A 20,964-nucleotide genomic window follows, 5' to 3' on the forward strand; every position below is an offset into this window, starting at 1 on the left:
GACAGAGAGATATTAAAATATAAAGCTGGGAGCGCTAACTTCCAGCTTTATTTAATGAAAAATATAAATTACTGTCCGGTGAAATCGGATTCGGATTGGATATCACTATAATCGGTCGGGGCAGGAGCTTCTGATGTTACCTCTGTCTCAGCAACTTCGTCGCTTACCGATACATCAGCAGGTTGATCTTCTTCGTTTTCCCACTCTGATTTATGCTTCTTGTCTTTGAGCTCGGACATCATACGCTGAGCTACGGCAAGTTTGTAAAGTTCCGGATACATTTGCATAAGTTTCTGTAAATCTTTCGCCGGAACTTTCTCGCCCCTGCCATATTTTGCTGCCACATTCATGCATTTGTCCATGTCCTTTGCTGCCTTGTCATAAGCGTCTGCCTGCTGTTTCGCAACTAGCATATTATGCAGGTTTATTTCCAGCTCCATTACTTTTTCGGTGAACGCTGAGCATTTGGATCTTGCTTCTTCAAGATTTTTTATAGAGAGCTCAAGCTTGTCATAATCCTTTTTTAATGTCTCTGCATTGTCAGAATCATCTTTCAGCTGGACTTCCAATGAATGTTTCTGCTTAGTGAGATTTCTGATTTTGTCGGTATAGGCATCGATCTGTTTTCCATAGGTTGAAAATGCATCCTTGATTTTCATAGATCTTTACTACACTCCTTTCAGGGAAAAAATAGTTTACATGAAATTAACTACTTCAACAGGTAATTCGACTTTAAGAAGGATATGAATAAGATTAGGAAACAGCTTTTTGGAGCTGTGAAACAATAGCGAAGTATAAACTAAAAAGCACAATGGCAGATTTGAACCGGCAACATTTGTAATGAAAGATGGGAGGAGGACCGTTGCTTTATGTTACAATAATATAGGACATGCCTCACGGAACCTCTAAATAAGAGTGCAGAGTCTGTTATGAATTCATGATAAAATTCAGTCGAGAAAAAGGAAGCAGAATGATATGTTAGTGCCGTGTATATTATTTTTATCAGGGCTTGTATTGCTCATCAAGGGAGGAGACTGGTTCGTTGATGGAGCAGTAGGGATAGCCCATAGATTTAACCTTCCGGAGCTTCTTATAGGAGCCACAGTCGTTTCCATAGGAACGACACTTCCGGAAGTTATGGTTTCTTCGCAGGCTGCTATGCAGGGTAATGCAGGTATTTCATATGGCAATGCCATCGGCTCTATCATCTGCAACACCTCGCTCATTGCCGCCATCACCATAGCTGTTAAACCGGGAAAGGCAAATAGAAAGAGTCTTGTTCTTCCGTTTTCGTTCTTTTTTGTATCGTCGACAGCATATGCATTTATCGCATGGACGCAGGGAAGATTTGAAAGATGGCATGGCTTCGCATTTCTTTTTATATTTGCGAATTACATGGTGATCACCGTACTTCACATGAAAACACATCCTGAAGAGGAGGTGAGTGAAGACGCAGGAGAGGGTGGATCCGGAGAAAAGGCTCTTTGGATGGAAATAGGGCTGCTTGTAGCAGGTGCAGTAGTGATCGCAATCGGTGCTAACCTTCTCGTTGATAACGGAACTATAATCGCTCAGGCGCTTGGAGTTCCTGACAGTGTGATCGGTCTTACGATGGTGGCGCTCGGGACTTCGCTTCCAGAACTGGTTACAGCAATTACTTCTCTTGCCAAGGGACATGGCGCACTCAGTCTCGGAAATGTAATTGGAGCAAATCTTTTTAATATAGTATTGGTATGTGGCACCGCCATCACGATTAATCCATTTTCTGTGCCTGCAGAGAAAACCATAGCAGGTATGAATTCATCACTGGTCATAGACATTCCTTTGATGCTCATAGTTATGCTCATCATGTGTCTTCCGGCTATGCTGAAAGAGAAACTGTACAGATGGCAGGGGATACTGCTGCTATGCATATATGTGTCATTTACGGCCTATCAGTTTGTTTCGTGATATTGCGAATATATTTTACAGAAAAGACCAGCCTTTTTGAAGGCTGGTCTTTAAGCTGCAGGAATATTTTGGAAATCTCTATTTTAGAAAAAATCAAATTACTGTCCGGTGGGGATCTATCCGGTCTCAAATGGCCATGAAACAAGGCTCACTTCTTCACAGAACAGTTTGACCGCAGGATTCTGCGTGGAACTGTTCCATGCAAGAGAATGAGATATGCTGCAAACGGAAGAGTCATAATCCACATAGCTTAATGGGAGATTGTTCTGCTGAAAGGATTTCGGGAGAGAGACCAGTCCCTGTCCGGCAACGGCCATGGCAAGACAGACACCGGGCTGCTCTTCAAAACGAAATTTATCAGAAGGAATTCCCGAGCGTATCAGATTATCCACCAGTTCATTCATACAAGTAGAATTATGATTATTCATCAGTATGGTTTCATCTTTTAAGTCTTCTATGGTTATCTTTTTTCTGTTTGCCAGAGGATGTGTGTTCGGAACAGCGAAGCAGGTTTTCTCGTGAAATAGAGACATTGAAGACAGACCTTGTCTGTTTTTTAATTCCTGATCTATCAGAATAGCTACATCAAGATTTCCCAGTTCCAGATAGTCAGCCAGTTCTTTGCACTGCTGTTCCATGATGGATACCTCTATCTCGGGGTGACGCTTTGAAAATACAGCAATAAAACTGTGAAGCCCCGCCCAGTTTATGAAACCGTGGTAGCCTACAGTCAGATGCATTTTATCGTAGCTGTTTTTGGGGATTTTATTCAGCAGACGGCGATAACTTTCCATGATATGTGAAAGTCCGGCTTGAGTTATCTTACCGGATTCTGTCAGACGTATGCCGATGTGATCACGTTCAAACAGGGTTACCTGAAGTTCTTTCTCCAATTCTCGAATTTGAAACGACATAGCCGGCTGAGTCATACACATCTTTTCTGCCGCCTTTGACATACTTCCCATTTCAGCGGCCGTCAGAAAACATTCGATACGATAAAAATCCATTGTTGCCTCCAAGGGTCATGCACGAATCAAGTTTATTCGAATTAGTAAATGACCAAACAATAAAGTTTGAAAGTTCAATTACAAACTTACCTCCATGGGCTTCACCGATTTAGTCTGAAAGCTCGATTTCAAACTGTCTTCCCACTAAAACCCGGGAAGACAGTCTATTTAAATTATACAATAAAATACAATGTTTTAAGAGTGCAGATTGACGTCTGGACAGTGCTTTTGAAATTGGAGACAGATAAATGGAAATCACATAGGAAAATCAGGCTGCATTATCATAATAAATAAACGAATCGGCATTGCTTTATGTCATGAAACATAAAGCAATGCCGATATTCAATCGTTAGATTTTAAGGCTAATAAGGGGGACAAAAATCATCAGCTGTTTTCTGCGATATGCTCAGCGGCAGCCTTTCCGCTGTATACTGCGAAGCCCTGGCAGGAACCCTCACATATACTTACATCGTAAGAATCACCGTAGATTCCTCCTGCATCACAGCCGACTGCGTAAAGATGCGGGATCGGTTTCGCATCAGCATCCAGAACCTGAGCATCAGGGGTGATCTTCATGCCGCCGACAGTAGTGAAAATACCGGCATAAAGTTCAAATGCATAGTACGGACCGCTCTCCAGAGGGAAAAGATATTTGGCGTCTTTTGCAAATTCCTCATCAACGCCGCTCTTACAGTAACCGTTATACTTTTCGATGGAAGCCTTGAGTGCATCAGCATCCAGATTCAGCTCCTTTGCCACATCATCAAGGGTCTCCAAAGGACCATGAACATTCTTGTTTCCGCCATCCTTCTGAGCGTTGAACTCATTCCAGAGATCACTCAGAGGTTCGCCTGCATGGATATACTCACCGCAGCCGAAGGTTCCGCCATGCTCGAACATCTCATCCATCTGCTTCTGTGTAACGATGGAGATAACTCGATCCTGCATGCTCTGGGCATTACCGGAAAAGGTGAAATTACGCTCGGCATAGTATTCATTAACGAATCTTTGGCACTCACCGTTGATCCAGAAATAAGGCTGGAACGCGGATGCACAATAGAGATGTGTGCCGTACATTACACCAGGAATGCAGCCTCCGTAGAATACCAGGCATCCGGGAGACGGTGCCAGTTTTCCACCGGCCTTTCGCGCTGCATTGATGCCGAAACCGTTTCTTCCACCTGCACCCATAGGATCGATTCTGTCAGGATTTTTACCAAATTCACGGATCATGTCCGGATTATCAGAGTAGCCGCCTGTAGCGAGGATGACTCCCTTGGAAGCATTGTACTGAACATATTTATCGCCTTCTTTGGCAATGATTCCGTTTGCCGTTCCGTCTTCCGCCTGAAGAATGTCTACACCTTCACTTCCGAGCACGAGGTCTGCACCTGCATTCTTAACTGCCTTCGTCAGATTATCAACATAGGTCTTTCCTGAAATCTCACCTTTTTCGTATTTGTACTGATGCCATGTGTTGTATTCGTTAGCACACATAGTGCCTGTACCCTGAAACTCCACACCTACACTTTCGAGCCACGCGATGTTATCTCCGGAATTATCCATATATTTGCGGAACAATGCTCCGTCTGCATACCAGTGATGGAAGTCCATGGCACGGGTGAAGAGATCATAGCCTAAATCAGGAGGATTTTTACCATTTTCCTTTTGGATATGGCTGTTCACAGCAAACAGTCCTTCAGTGAAAAGTGTGGTTCCTCCTGTTACATCACGTTGTTCCAGAATTACAGTTTTCATACCTAGTTGAGCTGATCTGATGGCTGCGCTCATTCCACCGCCACCTGCTCCGACAACGACGACATCATAATCACGTGTCTCAGCAATACTGTAGTTTTCCTCAGGAAGAAAAGATTTAGTCGCTTCTTTTGTTTCATCTGTCGCTGGTGGATTTACTTCGGGAAGCGGAATATCATTTGCATTATCACAGCCTGTCCCGAGAACACCTATTGCTGCACTTACGCCGGCAACGGCTGCGCCCTTTAAGAAGGAACGTCTACTGATTTTTGTATCCATATTACTCTCCTTTTCTTGTTGAATTTGCATATTATTTCACGAATAATGCATTCATATATATGTAATTATTATAAAAAACGAGGATTGTTAAGGAGATATCAAAAATCATCAAGGTGCATCAATTATTTTTATATCCTTTGTTGATACAGTTAATAGTCAATATTTTTCAAGGATAATGTATAATGAAAAAATATGATATCAATGATCTGGGAGGTAATCATGAAAGTTCTTATGATAAACGGCAGCAGGAATGCTACGGGATGTACTTTTACAGCACTTGGGGAGATTGCGAAGGAGCTCAATGCTTCCGGGATCGATACTGAGGTTGTACATGTAGGTAAAGAAGCATTGGACGGAAAGGTAAATGAGATGGTGGCATCAGTTATAGAGAAAATGAAAGATGCTGATGGGCTCGTCATTGGCTCTCCGGTTTATTATTCATCTCCGTCAGGTGAGATCATCGCCTTCCTCGACAGGCTTTTTGGAGCGGGAGCAGAAGTGTTGAGACATAAGCCGGCAGCAGCCATCGCTTCGGCACGCCGTGCCGGAACCACTTCGACCATAGACGTACTTAACAAGTACATCCAGTACACTGAGATGCCACTTGTGTCTGCAAACTACTGGCCTATGGTTCACGGAAGCATACCTGAAGATGTTATGAAGGACGAAGAGGGTGTTCAGACCATGCATATTCTCGGGAAGAACATGGCGTGGCTGCTCAAGTGCATCGAGGCAGGAAAGAAGGCCGGAGTGGACGCACCTGCACCGGCAGAGAAGATCAAGACAAATTACATCAGAGCATAAGTTATGTCAGGCGGCTTTTCGGGTTTCACGGTGAAACGCTATATGAATTCCGTCCTGATTATGATGTGTACTCACCTTATCGGTTTGTCCGGTAAAGCGGGTACATATCACTGAATATAAACTATAGCGGTTCTTCGGAAGGCGCTGATGAGCTTGGCGCCTGCGGATGACAGAAGTCCCAGACAGTAGAGATAGACAAGGGTTTCCATGGATTTCATGACTGCGCCGGATATGAAAGCTATGAGTGCGAGGATAATGTTTACCACTCCGCTTATGAACTTGAAACGCCATGAAGGGGCTGCGATACTTTTCGCTTCAAGTGCCCGGAGTATATCTACCACGCCGGTAAACAGATGGATGAGCAGCAGGTAAACGATCGCAAAAACAGTAGGATTGTCAGCGACTGTCAGTGAGAAGATCCCGAGGTCAAGTATGACGACACCGCGATACAGTATACTCTGACCGCCTACCATCTTTCGTGCCATGGTAAAATAATAAACCAGTGTTTTTATTCCATAGATAGTCAGCGACAAACTGAGTAAAAGCAAAACGAAGTAGTATCCGTTTTCCGGAAAAACAAGCAGGATGATGCTGCATGCTATCATGCAAAGTGCAGTTATGATATTTTTGATTCGCTGTAAAGCTGTCATAGTGGCTCCTATAATATGATGAGAGTGTCAAAAGTCGATATCTGACCGCTTCGCGCTATGCGCTGTTGGGAACGTCAGCCCATTTAGTTCGCTTCACGCTCTCCTATATCATCAGATACTAAATAACTCCAAAAGTTTCTTATAGTCTTTTATTCCCCTAAAACCTTTCTTCCAATAGTTTACGGAAAAGCCGGCGAGAATATTGCCTGATTCGAAGATGGCATTGGTGACCATGCTTTTCTGGACCATGGCGGCAAGTATGAACCTGCCTATAAAGGTCTCATCCTTAAGTTTGGAAGGTGCTTCCATATATTCGCTTTGATATTTATTCAGGTCGAAATCCTCGATGGTATGGCCGGATAGTTTTTCTCCAAAGGCTTTCCAGTCTGCACAGGCATCCAACTGACGTTTTTTGATGATAGCGTCTATCTCATCCCTGTAGGGTGAAATAGCCTCAAAGTCATAGCAGGATTTTTGGAACGAAGCATTCGCACCCCGGAGATACTTCATGGCTTCGATCATCTGCGCGAAGGCATGGATATAATCAGAGGGGTTGTCCTTCAGTATGTCGTCATAGTCCCCCCAGGCGGGAAGGTAGCGATAGCGTATGAAGCTGTAGTCCGGCAGGTGTCCCGCCCGACCGTGACCGAGATTCATGATGGAATTTTCAGAGCTCTGGTAAAGGCTGCTGACATAGGTGGAGCTGTCAGGATCATCTTTGATCGAGGTTTTGTGCATGAAAGTGATACGCCGCTCAGTGTAGTCGTCTCCATCGGGTATCAGCTCAAAAAAATATGGATCAGTGTTGTTTATGACTAGAGACGGAGTTCCTGCAAAATAGCTGTGGGCCCAGGTGTCTGCCAGTACGTGCATCGCCAGTCCCACGGCCTGAAGTGATTTGTCTTTGGCATGTTCAACCGTGCTCAGTAAAAGGTCGCTGTTCGGTTTACATATAAGTCTGTATTTGTTGAGGTAGGACTTGGAACACTTTTCTCTTTTTGCATAAAGATCACCAGGAAGAAAATGAAATGATGACCATATGCGGGTGATGTTCTGCAGGCTGATGATATCAGTTCTTGAATCCATGAGCTCAAGCTGCAGCTGTGTTGTGGCGGCAGACTTCGGAGCTTTCAGTTTCGAGAGCAGGGTGGCGGAACACAGGTCTACAAACTGGTCGCTGTAGCATATGACCATGGCTTCTTCGTGGGTGTATCCGGAAAGTATGGCGGCACAATATGTGGCGTAATAATGAAAATCTTTCTGCATAAAAATTATCCCATCTGTTGTTTTATCTTACGAAGTACACTGGCGGAGCTGACCAATTCTACCAGCATTACGAGAGAGGTAATATCTACTATCATAGATGCAAGCTGATCCCAGAAATTGTTATTTGAGAAATTTAGTTGAAAGATAGTGAAAATAATAGATATTACGTACAGGACGATAAGAGTCATAGCCATGCCGATATATCGTTTAGGTTTTTTCGTATTTCGTGATTCAGCGATGGCATTTCGACCGATCCGTATGCGGAAAAAAAGTTCGATGGATGCTAGTGCCATGGAGGTGATATATAGTATGAGCAGCATGGTGCTTTCATCTATGGATTCATCAGTTAGAAAATCATCCAGGATGGCACTCCGTCCCAGAATGAAATATAGATTTATCTTCAAAAAGCTCCACAGCCCGAGGAACATCACGCCGTTTCCTGCGACGGCCAGCATACTTTGTCTTCGTCTCAATTCTCTTTCCATAAAAAGTCAGCCCCCCCGATCACATCTGTTTCTAATCATAATTATCGACGGATTCAGAATGGAGTATAATTACAGTAAAAAACTGCCGCTTGAAAAATGTCAGAAATAACGTATGCTTTATGGGAAAATACAAATCAGGCATGACACGGAGGATGAGAAATGAATTTTTTAGAAGAGAAGATCATGAATGACGGACAGGTGAGACCCGGAGCTATCTTGAAGGTGGACAATTTTTTGAATCACCAGCTGGATATCGACCTGCTTAATAAAATTGGAGAAACCTTTTATCAGCATTTCAAGGATCGCGGCATAAATAAGATCATTACCATAGAGGCTTCCGGTATCGCCATTGCCTGTCTTTCCGGAATACACTTTAATGTTCCGGTTGTCTTTGCCAAAAAGTCCATGAGTAAAAACATAGATGGAAGTGTGTATCAGACCACTGTGCACAGCTATACACATGGAACAGATTCACATGTTATCATGTCCAAAAAGTTTTTGGGACCTGAGGATAATGTTCTAATTGTGGATGATTTCCTTGCAAACGGAAAAGCCACTCAGGGCCTTCTGGAAATCTGTGAGCAGGCGGGAGCCAGGGTTTCCGGAATAGGAATCGCCATTGAAAAGGGATTCCAGGATGGAGGTAAGTATCTCAGAGATAAGGGATTTGATGTATGTTCCATTGCGATAGTTGAGACTATGACGGATGATGGCGGCATAACATTTAGAGAGCACGAACTGTAAGTTTCTCAAAAAGCATAAATAGAAACTTATAACAACGCTTATAATAAGCAAATATTTTATTTAAATTATATTATCTATATCGACTTTTTATTAATTATCGGTATAATGACAAATGAATCAAAGGCAACCGGTTATCGATGACATCAGAATATGGTGTATAGGATGACCGGTTTTTCTATGAAGGAACCTGAGTTCCGGGAAGAAGAGGATAATTATGAGAAAGATTGTGTCCATTGCAATGACTGCTGTTATGCTTGCATCACTTGTGGCATGTGGCGGTTCAAAAACAGCGGAGAATGCATCTGCACCTTCAGCGGCAGCAAAAGAAGCATCAAATGAAAACCAGGCATCAGCTGATGCAAGTTTCAGTGACATGAAGGTAGGCTTTATTTTCCTGCATGATGAGAATTCTACCTATGATCTTAACTTCATTAATGCAGCAAAGGAAGCAACTGAAAAGCTTGGCATTCCTTCGGAAAATGTTATATTCAAGACCAATGTTCCGGAAGGTCAGGAATGTTATGATACAGCTGCAGAGCTGGCAGACAGTGGTTGCAGATATGTTTTTGCGGATTCTTTCGGTCATGAGGATTTCATGATCCAGGCAGCAAAAGAATTTCCGGAGGTGACATTTGCACATGCAACCGGAACAAAGGCACATACAGAAGGTCTCGATAATTATCAGAATGCTTTTGCTTCTATATATGAGGGTCGTTATCTTGCAGGAGTAGCTGCAGGAATGAAGCTCAACGAGATGATCAAGGATGGAAAGATCAAAGAGGATGAGGCAAAGATCGGTTATGTAGGTGCTTATACCTATGCAGAGGTTATTTCAGGTTATACTTCATTCTTCCTTGGTGCCCGTTCAGAATGCCCATCAGCGACTATGGAAGTTACCTTTACAGGTTCATGGTATGATGAGACAGCAGAGAAGGAAGCAGCAAACAAGCTTATCAATGACAAGTGTGTTCTTATTTCCCAGCACGCAGATTCCATGGGTGCGCCGACAGCTTGTGAAGCAGCAGGCGTTCCGAATATTTCTTATAACGGATCAACAGAGAGTGTAGCTCCAAATACATTTATCGTTTCATCCAGAATAAACTGGGCTCCTTATTTTGTAGAGAGCATTACAGCATGCGCTGAAGGAAAGAGCTTTGACAAGGACTGGACAGGAACTCTCGGCACAGATTCCGTTCTTCTTACAGATATCAATAATAATGTTGCAGCTGAAGGTACACAGGAAAAGCTTGACAGTGTCAAGGCAGATCTTGAGTCAGGAAAGCTTCATGTATTTGATACAGAGACCTTCACAGTAGAAGGCAAGAAGCTTGAGACTTATATGGCTGATGTCGATACCGATCCACAGTATGAGGGTGACACCGAGGCTGTTTCAGAAGGATACTTCCATGAGTCAGAGTACAGATCTGCACCTTACTTTGATCTTCAGATCGATGGTATCACACTTCTTGATACAAACTTTGGTTAAATACTGAGCCCTTTCAGAAGGGTTTTAAAGGACAGTGCGGCAGAACATGCTGCACTGCCCTTTTTGTTACATAAAGGTGCAAAAATTATTAAGCAAAAAAGATATAAAGGTGAATGAAAGATGAGTGCTGCTGTTGAATTCCGGAACATTACCAAGACATTTGGAAATATTGTAGCCAACAAGCATATTTCCTTTGAAATAAATAAAGGAGAAATACTTGCCCTTCTGGGGGAAAATGGTTCAGGTAAAACTACGCTTATGAATATGCTTGCCGGAATATACTATCCGGATTCCGGTGAGATTTATGTTAATGGTGAGAAGGTGGATATAAAGTCACCTAAAGATGCCCTGGATCTGGGAATCGGCATGGTCCACCAGCATTTTAAGCTTGTGGATGTAATGACCGCTGCTGAGAATATAGTTCTTGGCCTCAATGAAAAGGGAAGGTTCGACTTAAAAAAAGCGGCAGCAAAAATCAGGGAGATATGTGATCGTTACGGGTTTGACCTGGATCCTGAACAGAAGATCTATACCATGTCAGTTTCACAGAAGCAGACTGTTGAGATCATAAAGGTACTGTACAGGCAGGCGGAGTTTCTGATTCTTGACGAACCTACTGCTGTACTTACGCCTCAGGAGACAGAGAGACTTTTCCGTATACTCCGTAAAATGAAAAGTGATGGAAAATCTATAATTATCATTACTCACAAGTTAAATGAAGTTAAAGAAATCTCTGATCGTGTGGTGGTCATGCGTTCAGGTAATTATATTTCTTCTTTGAAGACTTCTGATGTAAGCATTCAGGAAATGACCAATCAGATGGTGGGACACCAGTTTGAGCTTCATGTAGACAGAACACTGCCTGAGAAGCCGGAACCGAGGATAAGTGTTAAGGGACTCAGTGTTCGCTCCGAAGAAGGGGTGCTGATGCTGGATGACATTTCCTTTACAGCATACAGTAATGAAATACTTGGTATAGCCGGTATTTCAGGTTCCGGACAAAAGGAACTTCTTGAAGCCATAAGCGGTCTTCAGAAGGTGGAGAAGGGCTCCATCCGCTTCACTGATGGAGAACAGGATACTGAACTCATCGGGAAAAAGCCGCTGGATATAGAGAATCTGGGAGTTACCCTGTCCTTTGTGCCTGAGGATCGTCTCGGTATGGGACTTGTGGGAAACATGGACATTTCCAGCAACATGATGCTCCGTTCTTTCCGGAAGGGAGGATGGTTCTTCACAGATCGGAAAGGCCCAAGAAAACTTGCAGAAAAGCTTGTTCGTGAATTATCCGTTGTGACCCCTAATATTGAGACACCTGTGCGTCATCTGTCGGGAGGAAATGTTCAGAAGGTACTGGTTGGACGTGAAATATCTCTGACGCCTAAGGTACTTCTTACAGCCTATGCTGTAAGAGGCTTAGACATTAACTCCTCTTATATGATCTACGAGCTCCTTGAAAAGCAAAAGCAGAAGGGAGTTTCAGTGGTCTATGTGGGAGAGGATCTGGATACATTACTGGCTCTCTGTGACAGAATTCTTGTTCTTGCAGACGGAAAGCTCATGGGAGCAGTGGACGCAAGGACTATTTCGAAAAATGACGTAGGACTTCTTATGATGGGGCAGAATATCGACTCCCATAAACTGCTGGATCCAAATAAGCCTTATGTGGGGGATTCTGCAGAGACGGTCGCTTCGGAGGTTACACATGAATAAAAAAGAATTCAAATTTCATATCTCAAAAAGAAAATTCATTCCCAAAATGGAAGTGATTGCGATACGGACTACAGCTATCATTCTTGCGTTACTGGTTTCTGCACTTGTGACCATGGGACTGACAGGTGATAACCCTATAGAAGTGTTTAAATCTCTGGTACTGGGAAGCTTCGGTACCACCCGTAAGGGCTGGATACTTTTTCAGAATATCGCTATTTTACTGTGCGTGTCCCTTGCGCTGGCTCCGGCTTACCGCATGCGTTTCTGGAATGTAGGAGGAGAGGGACAGATACTCATGGGATGTCTAGCCAGTGCGGCATGTATGATCAAGCTTGGGGATGCTCTTCCTAATGCTCTGCTGATTCCGGTAATGCTTTTCTCAAGCATTTGTGCAGGGGCTTTATGGGCTTTTATTCCGGGATTTTTCAAGGCAAAATGGGGCACCAATGAGACCCTGTTCACTCTCATGATGAACTATGTAGCCACACAGATCGTTGCCTATTATGTAATTCATTGGGAGGTACCTAAGGGTTCCGGAAAGATCGGAATCATTAATCAGGCAACAGAGGCAGGGTGGCTCCCTCAGATCGGCAGTAAGTATCTGCTCAATATTTTGATCGTGGCTGTTGTGACCATCATCATGTATGTGTATCTCAACTACAGTAAACAGGGCTATGAAATAAGCGTTGTAGGTGAAAGTGAACGTACAGCAAGATATGTGGGCATCAACGTGGAGAATGTAATCATTCGCACCCTTATTATCTCAGGTGCCCTCTGCGGACTGGCGGGATTTTTACTGGTGGCAGGTACAGATCATACTGTTACCACAACCATCGCAAACGGACGTGGATTTACAGGTGTCATGGTGGCGTGGCTTGGAAAATTCAATCCGGTAAAAATGATCTTTACCAGTTTCCTGCTTGTGTTCATGGACAGAGGAGCAAGTGAGATTTCCACCAAGTTCGGACTTAATCATGCATTTGGAGATATCCTGACGGGAATCATCATTTTCTTCATAATCGGAAGTGAATTCTTTATCAGGTACAAAATAAGTTTTTCGGATGTTTCAGCATTACCTTCACATGTGAACAAAAAAACGGAAGTAAATAATTCTGATGACAATGCTTCAGCAATAGAAGAGAAGGCTTCACAGGAAGAGATGAATCCGAATGACGCTGAAGACAAGACTTCGGATGCGGCGGGTTCTTCAGAAGAAGCGGAGATTAAAGATAGCAGGGAGGACAGAGCAGATGTTTGATTTAGTGACCTTTATCCCTCGTGCGGTGATGCAGAGCATACCGCTTTTATACGGAAGCACCGGAGAGACATTGACAGAAAAATCCGGCAATCTGAATCTGGGTATCCCGGGCGTCATGTATGTAGGTGCCATATCCGGTGTTATAGGAGCCTTTTTCTATGAGCATTCACTTCCGGATCCGTCCCTTATGAATCCGGTTCTGGGAATTTTGATTCCCCTGTTCTCCTGTCTTCTTGGTTCAGGACTTATGGGCTTACTGTACTGTTTCCTCACAGTAAGTTTACGTGCAGACCAGAATGTTACAGGTCTTGCCATGACTACCTTCGGAGTGGGCTTCGGTAATTTTTTCGGCGGCTCTCTTATCAAGATCACAGGCAGTGATGTTCCGTCGATAGCATTGACCGCAACAAGTGCCTGCTTCAGCAGAAAGCTTCCTTTTGCGGATACTACCGGATGGTTCGGAAAAGTATTTCTGTCCTACGGTTTTCTTGCCTATGCGGCCATAATTATTGCTTTTGCAGCGGAATACATACTTAGAAAGACAAGACCCGGATTTCATCTTAGAGCTGTGGGAGAAAATCCTGCGACTGCTGATGCGGCAGGTATCAATGTAACGAAGTATAAGTATATAGCTACCTGTGTGGGCAGTATGATTGCCGGCCTTGGGGGACTTTACTACATCATGGATTATGCGGCCGGTGTGTGGTCCAATGACGGATTCGGTGACAGAGGATGGCTCGCCATCGCACTGGTCATCTTTACGATTTGGCATCCGAGTATCGGAGTTTTTGCATCGATCTTATTCGGAGGTCTCTATATTCTTTATCTGTTTATCCCGACGGGAACAGATCTTGCCAACAAGGAGCTGTATAAAATGCTTCCATATGTCGTTACGATAATTGTTCTCATCATAACGAGTATGCAGAGGAAGCGAGAAAACATGCCTCCTGCGTCTCTGGGACGACCGTATTTCAGAGAAGACCGATGATGTTTGACTAAATTAACAGGCATACTTCTACGTTTTAACCGTGGAAGTATGCCTTTATTTTTTACAGCAGCTCTATGATGTAAGATGAGACATTACTTTAGGTGTAGGTGACAAGGCACTTAAGCTTATGGCAGATGCCATCATTGAGCACCAGTCACTGGGCGTTGACGCTATTTCAGGAGCAACAGTATCAAGCTCTGCTGTTCGTATGCTGGTAAGCGATGCTGTTGAGCAGGCAGGCTTCTTCGGTGATTACTATCCAGGTCGTGAGGCTCTCGGCGTAGGTGCTTACATGGGCTTCATCTCAGGTGAGAATGCTGCAAAGTACGCTGCAAAGTAAAGCAGGTTAATCAGAATAAAATTAAATCAACTTGAAGGCACTAAGAGTTCACTAGTAGAACATCGGGTGTCAAAAGTAATCAGTTGAAAAACAGGTTCTTCTCATACCAGAGGAGGACCTGTTTTTTTGTAAATAGAGTCATCAAATGCCCAACTGATAAACAATGAGATCGCGTCGATAAATAGAGACAAGTGATATATCATAGATATGTTAAGTGTTGTGAGGTGTGGAATGAAAAAAAGAATTGTAATTGGAATGTTTATTTTATGTGCTTTGATTCTAGCAGGCTGTGGCGAGACTTCAGTACCGGAGGCCATTTTGCCGGGAACATCTGAATCAGGTGGTGGTTCTGCCAGAGAGGTCCTTAATCTTGAGGCAGAGGACTCTCCTGAATGGGTAATGAAGCTTTCGCAGGCAGATTCTGCTGAGCAGCTGTTTGTGGTTGCCACCTACGAGAAGACAACAGCATGGGTATCTATGCATGAAAAGGATAAGGAGGGAAAGTGGAAGATGATCTGTTCCACTCCGGGTTATGTAGGAAAAAACGGAACCTGTCCGGATGATGAGCATGTTGAAGGATGTGCCCAGACACCTGTGGGAACTTATCGTTTTACAAAGGCTTTCGGAATTGCAGATGACCCGGGATGCATCATGCCGTATACAAAGGTTACCGAGGATATCTACTGGTCAGGTGATGACAGAGAGGGCATGCATTACAATGAGCTGGTGGATATAAAGGACTATCCTGACCTTGATATGACAAACAGTGAGCATATCATGGACTATACATACCAGTATCAGTATTGTCTCAATATCGGTTTCAATGAAGAAGGCACGCCGGGAAGAGGCTCTGCAATCTTCCTTCACTGCCTTGGAGACAGAAAGCCCTATACCGGAGGATGTGTAGCCGTTCCTATGGACCAGATGCGCTATATCATTCAGCATGTAAAGCCTGAATGTGTTGTTGTCATAGACTCTTTGGAGAATCTTGGGGGAGAGTTTTAAACAGATATACCTGTATAGGTATGGCCCGACAGAAAGGGGCTGAAAAATCAATCTGCATATTCACTTTCATGAGAAAACAGCCCGGGGCATCCGGGCTGTTTGTTATTTCGTGATGTGGGGTTATCCTCCGATTTTGTAGCTTTCCGCAATATGATCGTAGTCTGCATTCCAGTAATAGTCCACACTTGGACTGCCTTCACTGCTGTACACCATGGTCCAGCGTGTGGTCCACTTGCCTTCTGTTTTGGATACGCTTTTCATGGCTTCGACTATATCCTGAGTGGTCATGGTAGAGTCTGTCTTATCGAGATCTTCCATCTTAACACATTATTTCTCGGCGAAATAAATGCTATACATAAGGAAATAATGTTAAATAATAGTCAATGATTTCAAAGAGGACACAGGTTAACCATGGAAACAATGACCTTTCGGCGAAGGAATATTTTCCGGTTTCTTCATCCTTTCAGGACTGTTTCCTACAATCCCGGATATCAGTATTTTTCCTAAGGGCCATAACATCTTCATTTCTGTATTTTGTTGTATATTCGATGACATGGTAACTGAAAAGAAGTCGTTCCCTGAGCCTTGGGTCATCGAGAGTCTCTCCAAGTATCTCTTCAATTCTGTGAACTTTGTTAAGCATGGTATTTCTGTGTATGAATAGTTTTTTTGCGGCCAATGCAGAATTACGTTCATTACGAAGATAGATATACATCACTTCGGTAAGATTACCGCCGGTCTTTCTGTCATGATTCATAAGCGCTATTAACCCCGGATGGCAGAGGTATATGATATTCCGGTTGAATGTCAAAGCCTGTGAACCTTTGTCTGCCATTTCAATCATGTGATACATACTGTAATCTTCATAAATATAAATGCGTTCATCCGGAGACATTTTCATACCGAGTCGCAGAGTCAGTTTTGTCTGGTGATAAATCGTAGGCAGAGAGGTCAGGAACCTGGAATAATTACTGATAGCCGCATGTGCATCATGTTTATCAAGCAGAGTCTCAAATGCTTCTCTATCGAATGTGATGGCAGCTTCATAACTTTTTTTCGGAACAAGAACAAGAATATCTCCCATATAAGTTGAAATGTCGCTGTACGGAAAAATCTGTTTTATCTGGTTAATAAGATAATTATAGGGTACACCTTTTATCACAGGGTCTTCCGGCACGGAGATAACAATCAAATGATAATATTTCGTGATGGACAGGTTTAAGACACCAACCCTTTCGTCAAGTTCTTTTTTATCGGTAAGTCTGAACTCAATTAGATCGGAAACAAAGGTTCGGAGTTCAGGATTGCCGCCAAAATCCACACCATGATGTCCGTACATAAATTCTGAGAGATAATTTCCCAGTACTTCCGTAAGATCAGATATGCAGGAATCGGGTGTTTTATCTTTCAGAATAACAAAAAGTCTTGCGTAGATCTCACCTTTAAAGCAAATTCGTCTAATGATCATATGATTTTCACTATCCGGCGGAAGCAGTTCGGTATGCACGAGAAGACCGCCATTCTCTGTTTCACGACCACTCAGTTTCTGAATGGATTCGTGGGAAAAATGCCCCATCTCTTTGATCTCTTTAGAATAAATATCATTAACATCGGGGTGGCAGGAAGCGGCAAGGGTTTTATACCAGGAACTGCAAAGAAGCAGTGTTGCGTTGAACATGGGGAGTGAAGCATCAAGAATTTTCTTGAGACCGTCATCTTCAAAAAAACTGTCTCTCACAAGCTTTTCCCATTCAAGATATCTGTGAACACTTTCCTGAACACGGTTGTAAAGAGGAATTACAGGAAGGGAGGTTTCAACAAGTCTGAGCTGCCTTGGTACATTATCTTCTGTAAAAGCCTTGCAGCTGCCTGCGCTGATTATCATTATGGGAGACCCGGGAAAACGCCCCAGAGAAAAAGCTTTTTCTATAAGTTCATGGTCTCCTATATAAAGACAATGACTGTCCAACGGAGTTTCTCCTTCTTCAAGTATCCGAATTCCACCTGTTAGTTCCGGCATGCCTTCGCCGGTAAAAATCCTTATTACGATATCCTTCAGCCATTTCTGAAGCATAAAGGGAGTATAGCTGTTCAAAGAGTCTGTTCCATCCTTTCCGGCAGTCATTCATGGTCATTCTAAACAATTAATCCATCTATTTCAGTTGATTCTAGCATAAAAATGTGCACTGTGCACATTTTCTTTGGATTTATATTGGCGAGCGCCATCTATTAAATAAAATATCCAAAATATAAAATTTAATTCGATGACATAAATCAGTGCTTATTCATCGAACACCTTATGAGCTGATTAAATCGGAATCTGTGAGTCAGATATTCAGGAAGAAAAACAGCCTGTAATAGATGATTAAATACTTATGCTGGGTCATATGATAACTGCATTTTATCTTGCTTATATGCAGATACTCCATGACTCTGAAAATCTTGAATCAAGTGAATGGAAATGGAACTGCAGTTTTGTGCATTATCAGTGCAGCGGAAGTGATTTATGTTGATTTATGTAAATGGAAAACAGTTTTGACCCGGAAAGGAAAATACAGGATGGGTATACATGAATGTGCGCTCAAGAGTAGAGCGTTTAATGCATTAAAAGAAGTATATGACCATCGTTCTGAAGCTTTATTGAAGGAGAGGAGCGAAGGGAAAAAGGTTTTGGGAGAGCTGGGGTGTGATGTTCCGGATGAGCTTGTTATCGCAGCAGGAATGCTTCCGGTTCGCATATATGCGGACTCTGACAGAGATATGACTGAGGCTGACAAGTATCTTGAATATGCATTTGAACCGGTCGTCAGGGCTCAGTTTGAAAAACTGGTGGACGGAACTTACAGTGAACAGATTGATTATCTTGCTATATCAAATTCTACAGATATAGACATTAGAATTTTTCTTTATCTCAGAGAATTGAAAAGGGTGGAACCGGAGAAGCCTATCGTTCCAATCACGTTCATAGACTGGCTATTTACCCGGAATCGTCTTCATCAGGAAAGAAACGAATTTATAATCGGACTGTTCAGAAAACAGCTTGAGGAGTGGGCCGGACATGAGATAACCGATGTTGATATTCTGAAGGCTGCAGACATTTGCAATAAAAACAGAGCAGCACTTAGAAGGATTTCGGCCCTTCGTCATGGGAACGAGGTAAGAATCACGGGAAGTGAGGCTCTTGTCATCATAGGTGCCGGCCTTTTTATGGACAGAGAGAAACACACGGAGCTTGTTAATGAGCTTTCAGATGAGGCGAGAGGATGGCCTGTGATCGATGCTCCCCGTGTGTATTACACAGGTGCGAATCAGGAGGACTTAAGACTCTATGAAATGATCGAATCAAAAGGTCTTGTTATCGTCGGTGAGGACACGGACTTTGGAGAAAGATATTTTAACAGGGATTTTAATTTGGACTATCCGGTGATACGCGGAATAGTCGATCGCTATATGCTGAGAGAATTCTCTGCAAAAAAGGCGACTCCTAAAGAGCGTATGGAGGCTCTCGAAAGAGAGGTGGAAGCAGCAGGCGCTCAGGCAGTCGTATTCTACACCAACATATACGATGAAGTTGCGACCTGGGACATACCAAAGCAGATAGAAAGTCTTGAAAGACGAGGCATAAAGCATATCAGATTTGAAAAGATGCTCTGGCCTGCTGCAAAAAACGAAGGTCTGGAAGAAAGACTCGGTGAATTTGCGGAGGAGATGAGGGGAGGCCGAAGCTGATGAGTGAAGAAAAGAAGATTCAGGAATCTAAATCAACAGTCGTTAAAAAACTGAAGGCGACTAAAGCTGCCAGCCTGTATCAGAAAGAATGGTTCTTTTCCATGAAGGAACAGGTGGAAAAAGAGAATGGTGAGTTTGCAATCCTCAACGCTGATGTTCCTATGGAGATATTCAGGGCCATGGATATTCCTTTCGTTGTCAATCAGTGGTGGGCCGCCATATGCGGAGCCAAGAGGATGACAAAAAAATATTTCGACCTGATGAAGGAAAATGGGTACAGGCCGGATCTTAACAGCTACGATGCACAGACTCTTGCAGAAAGTTTCGATCCTGATGATAAAAAATTTGATGAGGAAGGCAATCCTCTGGGCCCCTGGGGAGGTTTGCCGAAACCGACTATTTGTGTGACCCGTCTGACGGGAGATGTCCAATCGAAGATATTTACACTTTTGGCTGAAAACTACGGTGCGGAGGCTTATCTCATCGAAAATACCGTAGCCCGTAAGACGCCTCTTAACTGGTACGAGCTTTCAGCGGATCGTTGGGAAGAAATGTACGATACCGACAGACTGGATTTTGCGGTTCAGGAGCTTAAGGAACTTATACGATGGCTCGAGATGAAGACCGGCAGGATGTTCGACATTAATAAACTGCAGCATGTAATGAATCTTATAAATGAGCAGGAAGGTTACTACAAAAAGATACGTGATCTTATAGCAGAGACCCATCCTGTTCCGGTAACAGTTGTTGACACTATCAATGCTGTTATGCAGGCTCAGTGGCAGCGCGGGACTGAATGGGGTGTACAGCATGCAAAAGGGCTCTACGAAGAAATAAAGGCTCTGGTTGATAAAGGTGAAGCTGCTGTGCCCGGCGAAAAGCTCAGGATGATGTGGCTTGGTCGCGGAATGTGGCAGGATTTTCAATTCTATCAGAGATTTGAAGAAAAGTACGGAGCTGTATTTATGTGGTCCATGTACCTTGCCATGGGAGCAGATGCCTATATAAGAAATGATGAAAAAGGAGATCCCTTAAGGGCACTTGCGGCAAGGTTTATCGGAATGGAGGATTTCATTCACATGCCGCCATGGAACAGCAGCTGGTTCATACATGAAGCAAAGCATAATGACATCGACGGAGTAGTTTATATGATTCCCGATAATGATATGCAGGCGGTTGAAGGAAGTTATTTCATAAAAAAGGCTATGGAAGAGGTGGGGATACCGATTCTTACTTTCCATGCTGATCCTGTAAATCCTAAGAAATGGAATGCTGAGACCATGACAGAACTGGTGGAAGATTTTATTGAAAAACGAGTCATTCCGGCGCACGAAGCAAAAACAGCAAAATGACAGATACCACATCATAAAACGAATCACTCTAAATACCAGACAAATGGTGTGAATTGGGAAAGGATCTTATTTGTACAGTACTAAGCCCCCAACCATACAAGTAAGGTTATTAAAGGAAAAATATGTCAGAGCCTTATATCATCCATATCATCG

19 protein-coding genes are annotated in these 20,964 nt (G+C 43.3%); 11 read left to right on the top strand and 8 right to left on the bottom strand.

Annotated elements, in window-relative coordinates:
* Positions 1 to 68: 68 nt before the first annotated feature.
* Positions 69 to 659, bottom strand: coding sequence for a hypothetical protein (locus BXO88_RS09985; RefSeq protein WP_078037588.1), 591 nt, complete (start codon positions 657 to 659; stop codon positions 69 to 71).
* A 316-nt stretch (positions 660 to 975) separates the two neighbouring features.
* On the opposite strand from BXO88_RS09985, the gene BXO88_RS09990 reads away from it, so the two are divergent.
* Positions 976 to 1,950 carry a calcium/sodium antiporter gene (locus tag BXO88_RS09990; protein ID WP_078037589.1) on the top strand — a complete coding sequence of 325 codons (975 nt, stop codon included), beginning with the start codon at positions 976 to 978 and terminating at the stop codon, positions 1,948 to 1,950.
* A 116-nt stretch (positions 1,951 to 2,066) separates the two neighbouring features.
* On the opposite strand, the gene BXO88_RS09995 is transcribed toward BXO88_RS09990, so the two are convergent.
* Both BXO88_RS09995 and BXO88_RS10000 read right to left on the bottom strand, forming a co-directional pair.
* Positions 2,067 to 2,957, bottom strand: coding sequence for a LysR family transcriptional regulator (locus BXO88_RS09995; protein ID WP_078037590.1), 891 nt, complete (start codon positions 2,955 to 2,957; stop codon positions 2,067 to 2,069).
* Positions 2,958 to 3,341: 384 nt separating this feature from the next.
* Positions 3,342 to 4,991: an FAD-dependent oxidoreductase gene (locus BXO88_RS10000; RefSeq protein ID WP_078037591.1), complete on the bottom strand. Its 1,650-nt coding sequence runs from the start codon at positions 4,989 to 4,991 to the stop codon at positions 3,342 to 3,344.
* Positions 4,992 to 5,210: 219 nt separating this feature from the next.
* On the opposite strand from BXO88_RS10000, the gene BXO88_RS10005 reads away from it, so the two are divergent.
* Positions 5,211 to 5,795 carry a flavodoxin family protein gene (locus BXO88_RS10005; protein WP_078037592.1) on the top strand — a complete coding sequence of 195 codons (585 nt, stop codon included), beginning with the start codon at positions 5,211 to 5,213 and terminating at the stop codon, positions 5,793 to 5,795.
* Positions 5,796 to 5,902: 107 nt separating this feature from the next.
* Here BXO88_RS10005 and BXO88_RS10010 read toward each other — a convergent pair whose 3' ends face one another.
* The 3 genes from BXO88_RS10010 to BXO88_RS10020 all read right to left on the bottom strand — a co-directional run bounded on the left by BXO88_RS10010 (position 5,903) and on the right by BXO88_RS10020 (position 8,196).
* Positions 5,903 to 6,445: a DUF308 domain-containing protein gene (locus tag BXO88_RS10010; RefSeq protein WP_078037593.1), complete on the bottom strand. Its 543-nt coding sequence runs from the start codon at positions 6,443 to 6,445 to the stop codon at positions 5,903 to 5,905.
* A gap of 111 nt (positions 6,446 to 6,556) precedes the next feature.
* Positions 6,557 to 7,711 (bottom strand): DUF6765 family protein, encoded by a 1,155-nt coding sequence (locus BXO88_RS10015; protein WP_078037594.1) that lies wholly within the window; start codon positions 7,709 to 7,711, stop codon positions 6,557 to 6,559.
* Positions 7,712 to 7,716: 5 nt separating this feature from the next.
* The gene (locus BXO88_RS10020) at positions 7,717 to 8,196 is read right to left on the bottom strand and encodes a hypothetical protein (protein WP_078037595.1); all 480 of its coding nucleotides are present in this window, start codon (positions 8,194 to 8,196) and stop codon (positions 7,717 to 7,719) included.
* A 159-nt stretch (positions 8,197 to 8,355) separates the two neighbouring features.
* On the opposite strand from BXO88_RS10020, the gene BXO88_RS10025 reads away from it, so the two are divergent.
* The 7 genes from BXO88_RS10025 (at position 8,356) to BXO88_RS10055 (ending at position 15,730) form a co-directional block, all read left to right on the top strand.
* Positions 8,356 to 8,940: a xanthine phosphoribosyltransferase gene (locus BXO88_RS10025; RefSeq protein ID WP_078037596.1), complete on the top strand. Its 585-nt coding sequence runs from the start codon at positions 8,356 to 8,358 to the stop codon at positions 8,938 to 8,940.
* 208 nt (positions 8,941 to 9,148) lie between these two features.
* Positions 9,149 to 10,426 carry a BMP family ABC transporter substrate-binding protein gene (locus tag BXO88_RS10030; protein WP_078037597.1) on the top strand — a complete coding sequence of 426 codons (1,278 nt, stop codon included), beginning with the start codon at positions 9,149 to 9,151 and terminating at the stop codon, positions 10,424 to 10,426.
* Positions 10,427 to 10,546: 120 nt separating this feature from the next.
* Positions 10,547 to 12,139: an ABC transporter ATP-binding protein gene (locus BXO88_RS10035; RefSeq protein WP_078037598.1), complete on the top strand. Its 1,593-nt coding sequence runs from the start codon at positions 10,547 to 10,549 to the stop codon at positions 12,137 to 12,139.
* Positions 12,132 to 13,397, top strand: coding sequence for an ABC transporter permease (locus BXO88_RS10040; protein WP_078037599.1), 1,266 nt, complete (start codon positions 12,132 to 12,134; stop codon positions 13,395 to 13,397). Before BXO88_RS10035 ends, BXO88_RS10040 begins: the two co-directional genes overlap by 8 nt.
* Positions 13,390 to 14,385: an ABC transporter permease gene (locus tag BXO88_RS10045; protein WP_078037600.1), complete on the top strand. Its 996-nt coding sequence runs from the start codon at positions 13,390 to 13,392 to the stop codon at positions 14,383 to 14,385. Before BXO88_RS10040 ends, BXO88_RS10045 begins: the two co-directional genes overlap by 8 nt.
* Positions 14,386 to 14,476: 91 nt before the next feature.
* Positions 14,477 to 14,725, top strand: coding sequence for an FMN-binding protein (locus BXO88_RS10050; RefSeq protein WP_330395136.1), 249 nt, complete (start codon positions 14,477 to 14,479; stop codon positions 14,723 to 14,725).
* A 231-nt stretch (positions 14,726 to 14,956) separates the two neighbouring features.
* Positions 14,957 to 15,730 carry a L,D-transpeptidase family protein gene (locus BXO88_RS10055; protein WP_206099985.1) on the top strand — a complete coding sequence of 258 codons (774 nt, stop codon included), beginning with the start codon at positions 14,957 to 14,959 and terminating at the stop codon, positions 15,728 to 15,730.
* Between the two features lie 120 nt (positions 15,731 to 15,850).
* Here BXO88_RS10055 and BXO88_RS10060 read toward each other — a convergent pair whose 3' ends face one another.
* Together BXO88_RS10060 and BXO88_RS10065 are read right to left on the bottom strand one after the other, a co-directional pair.
* Positions 15,851 to 16,048: a hypothetical protein gene (locus tag BXO88_RS10060; protein ID WP_078037602.1), complete on the bottom strand. Its 198-nt coding sequence runs from the start codon at positions 16,046 to 16,048 to the stop codon at positions 15,851 to 15,853.
* 145 nt (positions 16,049 to 16,193) lie between these two features.
* Complete coding sequence (locus tag BXO88_RS10065) at positions 16,194 to 17,855, bottom strand: PucR family transcriptional regulator (protein WP_078037603.1); 1,662 nt, start codon at positions 17,853 to 17,855, stop codon at positions 16,194 to 16,196.
* Between the two features lie 434 nt (positions 17,856 to 18,289).
* Here BXO88_RS10065 and BXO88_RS10070 point away from each other — a divergent pair, with 434 nt between their 5' ends.
* Both BXO88_RS10070 and BXO88_RS10075 read left to right on the top strand, forming a co-directional pair.
* Positions 18,290 to 19,459 carry a 2-hydroxyacyl-CoA dehydratase subunit D gene (locus tag BXO88_RS10070; RefSeq protein WP_168171679.1) on the top strand — a complete coding sequence of 390 codons (1,170 nt, stop codon included), beginning with the start codon at positions 18,290 to 18,292 and terminating at the stop codon, positions 19,457 to 19,459.
* Complete coding sequence (locus tag BXO88_RS10075) at positions 19,459 to 20,811, top strand: 2-hydroxyacyl-CoA dehydratase family protein (protein ID WP_078037605.1); 1,353 nt, start codon at positions 19,459 to 19,461, stop codon at positions 20,809 to 20,811. The genes BXO88_RS10070 and BXO88_RS10075 overlap by 1 nt, the downstream gene beginning before the upstream one ends.
* Positions 20,812 to 20,964 lie beyond the last annotated feature (153 nt).

The organism is Oribacterium sp. C9, from assembly GCF_002007235.1.
Lineage (GTDB): Bacteria > Bacillota > Clostridia > Lachnospirales > Lachnospiraceae > Oribacterium.